This is a genomic window from Flagellimonas maritima (assembly GCF_003269425.1).
In the GTDB taxonomy this organism is placed as follows: Bacteria; Bacteroidota; Bacteroidia; order Flavobacteriales; family Flavobacteriaceae; genus Flagellimonas; species Flagellimonas maritima.
Genome location: NZ_CP030104.1, coordinates 2,678,440 through 2,691,414, shown reverse-complemented (window position 1 = coordinate 2,691,414; position 12,975 = coordinate 2,678,440). Strand labels below are relative to the sequence as shown.

15 protein-coding genes are annotated in these 12,975 nt (G+C 38.1%); 5 read left to right on the top strand and 10 right to left on the bottom strand.

Annotated features, from left to right (window positions below; genetic code table 11):
* The first annotated feature begins 4 nt into the window (after nucleotides 1-4).
* The 5 genes from ftsH to HME9304_RS11865 are packed head-to-tail and all read left to right on the top strand — an operon-like array spanning nucleotide 5 to nucleotide 4,333.
* Nucleotides 5-1,951 (top strand): ATP-dependent zinc metalloprotease FtsH, encoded by a 1,947-nt coding sequence (gene ftsH / locus HME9304_RS11885; RefSeq protein WP_112378807.1) that lies wholly within the window; start codon nucleotides 5-7, stop codon nucleotides 1,949-1,951.
* A gap of 53 nt (nucleotides 1,952-2,004) precedes the next feature.
* Nucleotides 2,005-2,613: an LUD domain-containing protein gene (locus tag HME9304_RS11880; RefSeq protein ID WP_112378806.1), complete on the top strand. Its 609-nt coding sequence runs from the start codon at nucleotides 2,005-2,007 to the stop codon at nucleotides 2,611-2,613.
* A 5-nt stretch (nucleotides 2,614-2,618) separates the two neighbouring features.
* Nucleotides 2,619-3,422, top strand: coding sequence for a phosphatidate cytidylyltransferase (locus HME9304_RS11875; protein ID WP_112378805.1), 804 nt, complete (start codon nucleotides 2,619-2,621; stop codon nucleotides 3,420-3,422).
* The gene (locus HME9304_RS11870; protein WP_112378804.1) at nucleotides 3,412-4,077 is read left to right on the top strand and encodes a phosphatidylserine decarboxylase family protein; all 666 of its coding nucleotides are present in this window, start codon (nucleotides 3,412-3,414) and stop codon (nucleotides 4,075-4,077) included. The genes HME9304_RS11875 and HME9304_RS11870 overlap by 11 nt, the downstream gene beginning before the upstream one ends.
* Complete coding sequence (locus HME9304_RS11865) at nucleotides 4,070-4,333, top strand: acyl-CoA-binding protein (RefSeq protein ID WP_112378803.1); 264 nt, start codon at nucleotides 4,070-4,072, stop codon at nucleotides 4,331-4,333. Before HME9304_RS11870 ends, HME9304_RS11865 begins: the two co-directional genes overlap by 8 nt.
* On the opposite strand, the gene HME9304_RS11860 is transcribed toward HME9304_RS11865, so the two are convergent.
* The 10 genes from HME9304_RS11860 to HME9304_RS11820 all read right to left on the bottom strand — a co-directional run bounded on the left by HME9304_RS11860 (nucleotide 4,330) and on the right by HME9304_RS11820 (nucleotide 12,779).
* Nucleotides 4,330-5,598, bottom strand: coding sequence for a sterol desaturase family protein (locus tag HME9304_RS11860; RefSeq protein WP_112378802.1), 1,269 nt, complete (start codon nucleotides 5,596-5,598; stop codon nucleotides 4,330-4,332). The two genes, HME9304_RS11865 and HME9304_RS11860, sit on opposite strands and share 4 nt — an antisense overlap.
* 52 nt (nucleotides 5,599-5,650) lie before the next feature.
* A complete protein-coding gene (locus HME9304_RS17005; protein WP_164674840.1) occupies nucleotides 5,651-5,803 on the bottom strand; it encodes a hypothetical protein in 153 nt (50 codons plus the stop codon).
* Between the two features lie 88 nt (nucleotides 5,804-5,891).
* The gene (locus HME9304_RS11850; protein ID WP_112378800.1) at nucleotides 5,892-6,221 is read right to left on the bottom strand and encodes a hypothetical protein; all 330 of its coding nucleotides are present in this window, start codon (nucleotides 6,219-6,221) and stop codon (nucleotides 5,892-5,894) included.
* A 239-nt stretch (nucleotides 6,222-6,460) separates the two neighbouring features.
* Nucleotides 6,461-6,712: a hypothetical protein gene (locus HME9304_RS17100; protein WP_262510364.1), complete on the bottom strand. Its 252-nt coding sequence runs from the start codon at nucleotides 6,710-6,712 to the stop codon at nucleotides 6,461-6,463.
* Nucleotides 6,713-6,876: 164 nt separating this feature from the next.
* Nucleotides 6,877-7,104, bottom strand: a complete 228-nt coding sequence (locus tag HME9304_RS17095; RefSeq protein WP_206170467.1) for a hypothetical protein — start codon at nucleotides 7,102-7,104, stop codon at nucleotides 6,877-6,879.
* 16 nt (nucleotides 7,105-7,120) lie between these two features.
* Nucleotides 7,121-7,513: a GHMP family kinase ATP-binding protein gene (locus HME9304_RS17090; protein WP_206170466.1), complete on the bottom strand. Its 393-nt coding sequence runs from the start codon at nucleotides 7,511-7,513 to the stop codon at nucleotides 7,121-7,123.
* Nucleotides 7,514-7,520: 7 nt separating this feature from the next.
* Entirely contained in the window at nucleotides 7,521-8,909 is a 1,389-nt protein-coding gene (locus HME9304_RS11835; RefSeq protein WP_112378798.1) for a Gfo/Idh/MocA family protein, read from the bottom strand.
* Between the two features lie 39 nt (nucleotides 8,910-8,948).
* Nucleotides 8,949-11,243, bottom strand: a complete 2,295-nt coding sequence (locus tag HME9304_RS11830) for an FdhF/YdeP family oxidoreductase (protein WP_112378797.1) — start codon at nucleotides 11,241-11,243, stop codon at nucleotides 8,949-8,951.
* Between the two features lie 83 nt (nucleotides 11,244-11,326).
* Nucleotides 11,327-12,211, bottom strand: coding sequence for an MBL fold metallo-hydrolase (locus HME9304_RS11825; protein ID WP_112378796.1), 885 nt, complete (start codon nucleotides 12,209-12,211; stop codon nucleotides 11,327-11,329).
* A 52-nt stretch (nucleotides 12,212-12,263) separates the two neighbouring features.
* Nucleotides 12,264-12,779, bottom strand: a complete 516-nt coding sequence (locus HME9304_RS11820) for a PepSY domain-containing protein (protein WP_112379808.1) — start codon at nucleotides 12,777-12,779, stop codon at nucleotides 12,264-12,266.
* Nucleotides 12,780-12,975: the final 196 nt, after the last annotated feature.

Here is a 12,975-nt window from a genome sequence, read left to right as displayed (position 1 = left end):
AAAAATGGCAAAAGAAAACAATTCCAATACCCCAAAAAAACCTCGTTTTAGTTCTTGGTGGATTTATGGCGTAGTAATCGCATTAATCATTGGTTTCCAATTTTTTGGTGGAAACAGTTTCTCCAGTACAGAGAAAACAACTACTTCAGAGCTTCAAGAATATTTGAGGAACGGGGACATCTCTGAAATCTTGATAATTACAAATACCAGACAGGCCAAGGTATTTTTAACGGAAGAGGCACTTCAGAAGGATGTCCACAAAAATGTTGCGGATAAACCTTTCAATTTTTCAGCAGGTAAAATTCCCCAGTATGTTCTTGATTATGGAGACCTTCAAAATTTTGAAGATGAAATTAAAAGCATCAAGAAGGAAAATAATCTTGATACTATCGTTGATTTTGATACAGAATCCAACGTTTTGGGAGAACTACTGCTTTCATTGTTGCCTTTTGCCTTGATTATAGGAATCTGGATCTATTTAATGCGAAGAATGTCCGGAGGAGCTGGAGGCGGGGCTGGAGGCCAGATTTTCAATATTGGAAAATCCAAAGCAAAACTTTTTGATGAAAAAACGGATACAAGGACATCGTTCAAGGATGTTGCTGGGCTTGAAGGAGCAAAAGAAGAAGTAGAGGAAATCGTCGAATTTCTTAAAAATCCTGATAAATATACTTCCTTGGGTGGAAAAATACCCAAAGGTGCTTTACTGGTAGGACCTCCGGGAACAGGTAAGACGTTGTTGGCAAAGGCGGTTGCGGGAGAGGCAAAGGTTCCATTTTTCTCACTTTCAGGTTCGGATTTTGTAGAAATGTTCGTAGGCGTTGGTGCCTCACGGGTTCGTGACCTTTTTAAACAAGCAAAAGATAAATCACCGGCAATTATTTTCATCGATGAAATTGATGCCATTGGTCGGGCAAGAGGAAAAAATAACTTTACAGGTTCAAATGATGAGCGAGAAAATACACTGAACCAATTGTTGACCGAAATGGATGGATTTGGCACTAATACCAATGTAATCGTATTGGCAGCAACAAACCGTGCAGATGTATTGGATAAAGCATTAATGCGTGCAGGTCGTTTTGATCGACAAATTTATGTGGACTTGCCCGATATTAGAGAAAGAAAAGAAATTTTTGAAGTACATCTACGCCCAATAAAAACTGCCGAAACCCTAGATATGGAATTTTTGGCAAAGCAAACCCCAGGTTTTTCGGGAGCAGACATTGCCAACGTATGTAATGAAGCTGCATTGATTGCTGCGCGAAAGGAAAAAAAGGCTGTTACCAAACAAGACTTTTTAGATGCCGTGGATAGAATAGTTGGTGGTCTTGAGAAGAAAAATAAAATTATTACGCCAGAGGAAAAGAAAACCATCGCTTATCATGAAGCAGGTCATGCTACTGTAAGTTGGATGTTGGAACACGCAGCACCATTAGTTAAGGTGACGATAGTACCCAGAGGACAATCACTGGGAGCTGCTTGGTATTTACCGGAAGAGCGTTTAATAGTCCGCCCAGAACAAATGTTGGATGAAATGTGCGCCACAATGGGTGGTAGAGCTGCCGAACGGGTAATCTTCGATAAAATCTCTACAGGTGCTCTTAGCGATCTGGAAAAAGTTACCAAGCAAGCACGAGCCATGGTAACGATTTACGGACTCAACGATAAACTTGGCAATATTACATATTACGATTCTTCTGGAAACAATGAATATGGTTTTACCAAACCCTATAGCGAAGAAACCGCCCAAAAGATAGATTTGGAAATATCAAAAATGATAGAGGAACAATACCAGCGCGCTATAAAATTACTGGCAGACAATAAGGACAAACTTACTGAACTAGCAGATAGATTGTTGGAGAAAGAAGTCATCTTTAAGGATGATCTTGAGAAGATTTTTGGTAGAAGGCCTTTTGAGAAAGAAGAATTAGAGACTGAAATAACTGAATAATTAACGTTCTTTTTACAATATTTTTATTCTATAAATTGTTCTTGATACAATAGATGGGAATTTTTGATAAAATTTTTGGAGGTGGTAAAAAGGTTTCAAAGGAAACTGTGGAAACCCGTGGTGAACATATGCCCGATTTAAAAATTCCTGTTGATGAAAAATTCACGATTTATTTTAAGAAAAACGGAGGTAAGTTTATTTATTGCGAAGACGATTCTGAATTGTCCGATGCATTAAAAAATATAATTTCTGAAAACAATTGGCAGAACCAATCCTTCTATTTTCTTGATGATCGTTTGGAAAATCGCTTCTCTTCTGAGAAAATCCATTTTACAAAAAATAGAAAAGATAGTGATGTCTTCTTCACAACTTGTGAACATTTGATAGCGCACAATGGCTCCATTCTGGTCTGCTCCAATCAAATAAAGGAAAAAAAATTAGATGAATTGCCTTCAAACCTTATTGTCTATGCGACTACGAGCCAATTGGTAGATTCTATAAGCGAGGGATTGAAGGTTATAAAAGAAAAATACAGAAAAAATTTTCCCAACAATATAACAACGCTCAAACACTTTGAATCGACCCCAGAAAACAAAAATGATTTCCTATCGTACGGTAGTGCTTCAAAAAATGTATATCTTTTACTTTTAGAAGACTACTAAATTAAATGAAAGAAATATTAAAGCGCTCCATTACAGGGGTCATCTATGTAGTACTGCTTCTGGGTACCGTTTTTTTGAGTTCGGATGCTTTTGATTTTCTTTTCATGGTGTTTGGACTTGCCTGCCTTTATGAGTTCAAAAAAATTGTACGGTTGAGGGGTTACTATATCTTTATTGCCTATCTGGCGCTTTGGTGGGCTTTTATTTATCTTATTCATGATACCGAAGTAATCAACATTTTAATGTTGTTGACCATAACAGTGGATTTAGCACTGCTGGTTTTTCTTTTCTCCAACAAAAAAAAGGAATTCACGAATATCCAGAAATTCATTATTGGCGTATTTTACATAGGTGGAGGCTGTATTTTTTTAACAATGATTCCTTATAAACAAGATGACTTTGCACAAATCTTGATTATGGGGATTTTTATTTTGATTTGGGTAAATGATACTTTTGCATACTTGGTAGGACGTACAATGGGTAGAACTAAACTTTATTCTGCAATTTCTCCCAAAAAAACTGTTGAAGGTTCTTTAGGAGGTCTTATTTTTGCATTGGTAGCGGCATACTTTTTAGCAAGATATGAGACTAAACTGGCACTGTCCGAATGGTTCGTCCTTGCTACCGTTATAGTGATAGCAGGGGGTCTGGGTGATTTGTTGGAATCCAAATTTAAACGCGTTGCAGGTATAAAGGACAGTGGAGCCATTTTACCTGGACACGGTGGAGTTTGGGATAGGTTGGACAGTTTGGTATTTGCAGCACCATTTGCATATTTAGTACTTAATATATTTTCTTATGTTTCATAAAGAAGGGCAAAAAATAATCATCATAACTTTTTTGATAGTAAGTGCCATCATTCTTTCCGCACAATTTTATGTTGATTTGAAATGGATGAGATTCTTGTTGCAAGTAACGGCAATTATACTTTTAATATCAATATTGCAGTTCTTTAGAAATCCAAGAAGGCTGGTTACCCCAAACTTTGATGAAATTTTAGCTCCGGTGGATGGAAAGGTCGTAGTGATTGAAGAGGTGGAAGAAACAGAATATTTTAAGGACAAGAGAAAGCAGGTCTCAATATTTATGTCTCCACTGAATGTACATGTAACACGCTATGCCGCTAGCGGTACGGTAACCTATTCTAAATATCACCCTGGTAAATATTTGGTCGCTTGGCACCCTAAATCAAGTACAGAAAATGAGCGTACAACTGTTGTACTTCACACCCCTAAATTTGGAGAAATTGGATACAGACAAATAGCTGGTGCAATGGCAAGACGTATTGTAAACTACGCAGAAGAAGGAGAACAAGTAACTCAAGGACAAGATGCAGGTTTTATAAAGTTTGGGTCAAGAGTGGATTTATTATTGCCTTTGGACTGTGATATAGCAGTAAAGTTGGGCCAAAAGGTTGTGGGGGCAAAAACTTGTATTGCCGCTATCCGACAAAAAGATGACTGATGAAAATTTACATAAAAAATTTGAAGAGGCCGTTGCGTACGTTAGCAACTATGATGAGCCGTTACCAGCAGACCTTTTGCTAAAACTTTATGCCTATTTCAAAATAGCCAATAAAAATTATAACAACCCTGGCAGTAAAACCCCGCTCATTAATGCTTTTAAGGCCAATGCACTTATACAGGCACAGAATATTTCTGACGAAGATGCCATGAAAGGTTATATAGACCTTGTAAATATTGAGCTAAAAAAAACTTAGGAAACAAAATCTGGAGCAATATAACTCCTTTCAAAAAAAGTAAAGTAAATGCTTCCCAATACGGTGATACCAAAATAAAGACCCACCAAATAACTGCCTACTGAAATATATTCATTTAATCCGAACCAATCCCCAGTAATTAAAATGAGTGCCAAACCACCAATTCCCCTAAAAATCTCTATCCATATTGCGTAAGTAGCTTTGTCCATTAGACTGGTATACCCATAGATACCAATAAATAGAAAAGCTCCGAACAATAATAGGCCACTAAAGCCAATTTCTGAATAGTTAAAGAACATGAACAACATCAGAATCGTGGTTACTATCAATTGAAAAATAGCATATCCCTTTAAAGTTCTTGAAGTTTTGGGTTGGTATTTTTTAAAATTATATACATCTTCTATAATTTGAATCGGATATTTTTTCTTAACATCTCTAGGGCGCCAACCGGTTGGCATAAACCAAATTCTAATCTTGTCCCAATAGCTTTTGGTGTGCCATGCATCTTTTATCAATCTCCATAAATGCTGAAAATTGATTAAAATGGGATTCCAGGTGTTGGCGGGTTTTAACACACCGTACTGTGCAGGAACTTCGTCCAATTCTTCTTGAAAAGTACCAAATATTCTGTCCCAAAAACTAAAAATCTGTCCAAGGTTCTTGTCCACATACTCAGGATTTATAGCATGGTGCACCCTATGTTGTGATGGAGTGATAATAATATATTCCAACCAACCCAATTTACCAATATGTCTTGTATGGTACCAAAACTGTGCAAATAAATGGATTGGGGCCAGAATTGCAATGACCTTATGGGGAACGCCAACCAATGCTGCAGGAATCAATAGTAAAGAAAAGTAGCCAAGTAGATTGGAAATCGATTGGCGCAACGCACAGGCCAAATTGAATTCTTCACTGCTGTGATGTATAACATGTTGATTCCAAAAAAAATTGATATGGTGACTTAGACGATGGTTCCAATAACCTGCAAAATCAAGAACCAAAAAAGCTATTATCCATACCAACCAAGTAGCCTTAATTTCTGTCAGTGCCAAATGCTCCAACAAAAAAGGGTATGTAACAATTATAAGTCCAATCCCTAGCGAATCCTTAACAACATTCGTAAGACCTGAGCTTAAACTGCTAACGGTATCCATGACATTGTGCATTTGTTTTTTGACAAAATGCCCATAAAGAACCTCAAATAGCACCAATCCTGTAAAAAAAGGAGTGGCATACAATAGTGCCTGAGCATATGTTTCCATGGCTTAGTTAATTGATTTATATGTTTTTGGGGTTAAAAAATCTGCCCTTAATTTACTCTAAATTTTTGAATACCTTAATATCAGCCGTAGCGATTAAAGCCAAGATGTGTTCAGAACGAGGGATACAAAGCATATTTCTGGGGTATTCCTTTATTAAATTGCCCTCTGCTTTTGGAAGCTCTTTCTTTCCCCTGATCTCATCCAAAGGACAATTTTTTGAGAAACGGATACAATTGTAATCATAAAAGAATGAAAATATTCATATTGACTCTTAACTCATTGTTTTCGTCCTTCTATTTCTCAATTTCATCAAATTTAGGTTTTTCAATGATTTCACGTAAAAAATCCTCAACGGAAATATCCATGACAGCGAACTTAGATAAACGCCCATCCGTGAATTTAAATCCAGAACTACCATAACTTATCAAGGCATTGGGTACATTCCTTTCAACTTTTAAATCTTTCAACGCACCTACTGAATATAGATTATAACCATTACAGACCGTAAAAAAACCTTCTTTTAGCTCTGGGTATTGGTTTAGACATTGTTTCTGTGCGTCCGCAGTACCTAATGGCTTTTCTCTTTCTTTTGGAATGTCCTGAATGGTAAAATGAATACACAAAACATGGAAAGCTTTATTTTCTGGTGAAGTAATCAGGAATATTTTTTATAGCCTGCGTTGGCAGAGTTTGAAATCAGATAATACAAAAATGGTTTTTTCCACCAACGAAAATCAAACGCTTATGCTGAGTAGCTGCAATTTTCTTGATACCGCCATCAATACTATACTTCCAAGACTTTTTTTGATATGGGAAGAGGCCCCTCCTAACATGATGACCAAACTTTCATTTTTCATATTTGTCAATTGATGGGTTCAATCTCATATACCGCTATAGCACCAGCTTCCATGAAAGCTTGTTTCACTTTATATTTGTTTTCGTCATCGACCATTGTTACCATAAAGCCACCACCACAGGACCCGATAATTTTTGAACCAAGCGCTCCGGACTCCTTGGCTGTATCCATCATACTTGCCATTTTAAAAAGGATATTCTGTATTTGGTCTTGAAGAATATCCTGATGGTTGTTCATTAATGCGCCCAGCTGATTCAAATCTGGATTACTTTCTTGCAATATTGCCTTCGCTCGTAGCGTAATGTTATAGTTATGAACAGTTGCAAACCAATGTTCCCTGAATTTATACGGTACAAAACCTTTATACTTTTGGTAATCAGTCAGTATGGCATCTTCAAGATTAAATTCTGGATTTTTGGGCTTTAGGGCGTCAACAGTATTTTTAGCAGATTCCCTCGCGTTTTGAGGACGCTGAGTGTTTTTTTTGATATGCCGGATGCTGCTACAATGAGCTTTCCCAAATTACCGATAAGTGATGTTGTATTTCCCTTTTTTGTGTCTATGTAGCGTAATCCTCTTTGGGCAATGGTATATTGATCCATTAAACCACCAGGTTGTCCAAAAAATTGTACCTCAGCTTTGTAGGCCAAATTTCTAACTTGAAAATCATTTATTTCTCCAAGATATTGCTGTGTCTTCCCCAAAAAAAAGTATCCATGCTACTACAAGCGCCGATGAGCTGGATAACACTGCGGTAATTGGAATATTTCCTGAAATCTCAATATCATATCCTTGTATAAAACGAAAACCATCTTCTTTTAAAACAGCTATTGAAGACCTGAAATAGTTATCCTTTTCTATTGTCATTAAATCGTCATCAATCGAAATAGAGATTGTTGATTTCAAATCCAACAACTTTATATAAAACGTCTTTTGTGAATTTGGCTTAGCTTTTAAATGGACAAATCTATTTATTGTTCCGGCAATTACCGGAAGTCCTAAATAATCTTGATGATCGCCGAAAAAACAAATCCGTGCGGGAACCTTTACTTGAACCATACCACGTTTAGCTTATAATAGCCAAAGGAGCTGTATTCTTCCAATTTCCCCTAGTAAAGTCAGGGAATTTTTGCGGAGCTCCATCATTTTCAACGGAACGCTCGCTTAAAGGTGCTACAGCACTCCAAAAACAACCTTCGTAAACATTTTGATCAAGGGGAAGTCCTTTTTGCAGGCATTCCACAATACGATACACCATAATTCCGTCCATACCGCCATGGCCGCTCCCTTTTGCTGCTTCATTGAGTCTAGTGTAAAGTGGATGGTCATATTTTTCATAGAGTGCTTGCAATTGTTCGCCTTGTACCCATGAATGGTGATCTTTTGTGATTCCTTCGACACCACCCTCCAATGCTACCCGTGTTGGATACCCTGCCAATGTACCTTTTGTGCCCTGAATAAGATTTAAACGTGAGTAGGGTCTTGGACTTGTTTCATCCCATTGCACCATGATGGTCCTCCCCAAATTAGTTTTTACAATGGATGTATTTAAATCACCTCCATTAAAATCCAGTTGGTTCCATTTATGGTCCGTAGGATAATTTTTCTTTGCATAGGCAGCTCTACCAAGTGAGGGTGTAGAAAAAGAGACCAGACTTTTAAAGTTATCCACGCTCCTTGCCAAATTCATATACTGTGCCACGGGACCTAGGCCGTGTGTGGGGTAAAGATTACCATTACGGTTGGCATAATGGTGTGTTCTCCATGAACCTGTGCCTCTCTCCTGCTCTTCCATCTGCCAACGCAATTCATGAATATAGGCAGCTTCACCGTGCAATATTTCACCAATAACACCCTGTCTGCACATGTTCAAAAACATGAGTTCGTCTCTACTGTAGTTCACATTTTCGAGCATCATACAATGCTTTTGGGTGCGCTCGCTCGTATCAATGATGTCCCACATTTCCTCTATTCTCAAGGCTATCGGCACTTCAACAAAGGCATGTGCTCCTTGGTTCATCGATTCAATGGCCATGGGAGCATGGTTTTTCCAATTTGTGGCAATAAAAACTACATCTGGTTTTACTTCTGATAGCATCTGCTTCCAAATATCTTCGTTCCCTGAGTATTGTTTAATATTTTTATGTCTATCCAGTGTAGATACTTCTTTTACCCAACCTACTTTTTGTTTGACCAAATCTTCATAAATATCACAAATGGCAACCACTTCGGTATTGAGCAATGCCGCTAAAAATTTTAAATGATCTCCCCCACGGGCACCTACCCCAATAAAAGCAGCCCTAACATTTTCCAACTTTGGTGCGGCATACCCGCCCATATATTTGGATTGGTAAGGGCGTTCACTGTTCGCTCTTAGATAACTAGGGGCTATGGATACCGCTGCCGCTGATAGAGAAGTTTTTTTTATAAAATTACGTCTGTTGATGTTTTTCATTTATGGTTTGGCTGATGGATTCTTATTTATCGTTTGTAACTATATATAATTTTTCGAATCTATTTTAACGGTCAAGGATTTACTTACCGGGGTATTGCTCTTATCCGCATATAGATTATTTGGAACCAAAACATTGGTTTCTGGAAAATATGCACAGAGATTGCCAGGGGGAATATTGTAAGGAATGATTTTAAATTTTTCCGCCCTTCGTTCTTTATTGGAATAATTACTGGTCAAATCCACTACTTGCTCAGCTTTTAATCGTAAGTTCTCCATATCTTTTGAATTCATAAAAATTACCCTTCGCTCTCCGTGAATTCCTCTATATCTGTCATTCATTCCATAAATCGTCGTATTGAACTGATCGTGGCTACGCACCGTCATCAATATAAATTCGTCCTTTTCCAGAAAATGTTCTGGGAGTTTACAAACTGAAAATTGTGCTCTTCCGTCTGGCAGTTTTGAAAAATCCGCTTCCCTCACATTATTCGGGAGATAGAATCCAGACCCTTCTGATTTTTTAGAGTAATTCTGGTACCCTGTCAACACTTCTGACATCTTTTCCCGCAAAAGGTTATAATCTTCGCCAAGGGCTTTCCAATCAACAGTGGTCTCTGTATCAAAATATGTGCTGGCAATATTCGCAACAATTTCAGGTTCGCTCATTAGGTGTTCACTAGCGGGTTCCAACCTACCTTGGCTTTGGTGTACCTTGCCCATACTGTTTTCTACGGTAACAAAACGTTCCCTGTCCATCTCGGACCTTCCAAGAGTAGGTAAGATCAATGCTGTTTTGCCTGCCGTGAGATGCGTGCGATTAAGTTTGGTACTTACTGAAACCGTTAAATCACAATTTTGAAATGCTCTTGCGGTATACTCGGTATCCGAAGCTGCAGATACAAGATTTCCGCCCAAAGCCATAAATACTTTTGCCTTGCCTTCATACATTGCTTTTATGCCTTTAACGGTGTCATAACCTTCTTCCTCTGGCGGGTCAAAATTAAAAGCCTCCTTAATGGATTTGTTCAAGGATTTTGAAACATAGTGCATAATCCCTACGCTTCGGTCTCCCTGTACATTGCTATGCCCTCTAACGGGGCATGTTCCTGCACCTTCTTTGCCGAGACTCCCCTTTAATAATAATAAGTTTACACATTCTTTAATGTTCTCCACCCCATTTTTATGCTGTGTCAATCCCATGGCCCAGCAAATAATGATTTTGGATTTTTTGGCCAACAATGCTACAGCTTCATCAATTTGGGCGGAATCGACTCCAGATAATTCCAGTAATTTATCTTCGTCATACCGCTTCAAATCGTCTAAAAGTGATTGGTGACCGTTGGTTTTTTCTTTTATAAATTCGTGATCGAATACTTTCTCACCCTTTTCTTCCAAGGTTACCAAGCGTTTCATGATAAGCTTGAGCAAGGAAACATCTTGATTTATTTTCACTTGTAGAAAAACATCGGTCAGATGCGTTCCTGTGCCTAATATGCCATTTACTTGCTGTGGATTTTTAAACCGATTGAGACCACTTTCCATAAGCGGATTAACGGTAATGATCTTTCCCCCATTTTCTTTGCACTTTTGAAGAGCGGTCAGCATTCTTGGATGGTTGGTACCCGGGTTTTGTCCTAGAATCATCACTACCTCGGCACTATAAAAATCTTCCAATACCACAGAGCCCTTCCCAATCCCCAAAGTTTCTGAAAGTGCCACACCACTGGATTCATGGCACATATTGGAACAATCTGGCATATTATTGGTACCAAAAGCACGTGAAAACAGACCATATAGAAAGGCTGCTTCATTACTGGAGCGGCCTGATGTATAGAATATAGCTTCGTCCGGGGAATTTAAGCTGTGTAAATTTTCAGCTATAACCTGAAATGCATCGGACCATGTAACCGGCTCATAATGAACAGAACCAGGTCTTAGAATAAAAGGCTCAGTGATACGACCACTTTTTCCAATCTGATAATCCGTCCATTTTGAGATTTCTTCAACGGAAAACTTTTTGAAAAACTCACGGTCTACCCGCTCAAAAGTGGTTTCCTCTGCAATTGCTTTGGCACCGTTCTCACAATATTCTCCAAGTTTTGAAGGTTTTTCAGGGTCGGGCCATGCACAACCTGGGCAATCAAAACCATCTTTTTGATTCATTTGGGAAAGCGTCTTCAATGACCTGAACAGTCCAGATTCTTTACTTACATGTTCCAAGGCCGCTTTTATTCCCGGCACACCGGCAGCATAATCACTGGGTTCGGTAATTTTTAAGTCTGAAAATTCAATATTTCCTGTAACCGAGATATTCCTTTTTTTTTGGTCTCCCATATATAATGCAGCTAAAATCAAGTGTATTTAACTACAAGGTAAGGTTTGAATCCAAAAAAATCTATATCATTGGGAAATTTATTTTAATCAGCAGATTTGTAGATAAATTCAATGATTCTGTCCGCGTTAATGTAACCTTGCCCATGGGTTGCGTCCCATTCCTTGGATAGATTCATTTTTTGTGCCTGCTCCAGCGAATTACCTTCAGCTCTAGCTTTTACTACGCGTTTCCGTAACTCTATTATGACATTCTGATAACTTTGCAAATCGCTCTTTGATGCGACTTTACCATGCCCTGGGATAATCTTGGTATCATCATCTATCATTCCCAAAGCCATCGTTATATTGCTTATCAAACCATCTATATCACCACCAGAACTTAAATCGATATAAGGGTAACGTCCCGCAAAAAAATTATCGCCCATATGCAACACATTATCTTGAGGAAAATAATAATAAGAGTCCCCATCGGTATGTGCATCATTTACGTGCATAGCGTGCATAGTGTTGCCGTTATCCAAATACAAGGTCATTTTATCGTTGAACGTAATAACGGGCAAGGCCGCTTCTGGCGATGGCTCTGAGATTCTTCCACCGCCACGGTCTTGTCTCGTGGACATTCTTTTTCTTACATTTTCATGAGCAACCAGCACAGCACCTTGATTTGCCAAATTTTCATTGCCCCCAGTATGATCACCATGCCAATGTGTATTGAGTACCCATTTTACGGGTTTATCAGTCAATGTTTTTATATGGGCAAGAATCTTTTCTGTCAAAGGTGCAAATTGGTCATCGATTATATATGCATTTTCTTTGCCCACTACCAATCCGATGTTTCCGCCTGAACCGAACAGCACATAAATATTTTCCGATAACTTTTCCGAAGTGATTTCAACTTTGCTCCAATCACGTTGACCGTGCGCAATATGACATGCAAAAACAATTAGCACTGGAATAATCTTTCTCATTTTTCAGTTTGAAAATTAACACGTTGTTAAGTTACGTATTTAGGTGAAAATCTTAAACAAATAATAGAATAAGGGTAATAACAAGTCCTGCTGCTGAGAAAAGCAATCCTTTTTTGAAGATTGTCGTTTTTGGCAGAAACATCCAAAATGAGGAAATGACAAAAAATAATAGGGAAAGTCCAAAGAAAATATTCAAAAAATACAATGGGTCGGCAGATTTGGCTTTGTGTAAATGCGCCATTTTATCAAGCACATAAGGTAGCTTCTTTAAGGTGTACTCCACCGCTCCTGTTTCCAAATTATAAGTACCCTGTTTAAAAGTGGCAACTTCCCCATCCGTAGCAGTAAACTTTAGAAGTTTAATCTTTATTTCAGAACCTACTTGAGCAGCATTTAAATTGGCCTGCAGCTGTTTTTCAAAGTGATATTCCCTTTTAAGGAAATCGGTATCCCTAAAAATAAGTACAATGCCACTTAGTGCATAGACTGCCATAATACCAGCCAAGAAAAAGCCTAAATATCTATGATAGGTTCGTATTTTATTTGAAAAATCACGCTGTTTGGACATGGTTTGGGAAGATTTTTTAAAAGCACGCAATTTGCAACTTTTTTAGGTATTTTTAAAAAAGAAAATAAGCCAAATCAGCCAAAATCTTACCAATAATTGTAAGCAGGACTGCTCTACAAAAGAGAATCAGGGTACAAGACCTTTTCTTGACCCTTATCGTTATGAATTCTTGGCCCTTGGTCCTCTATAAAACAAA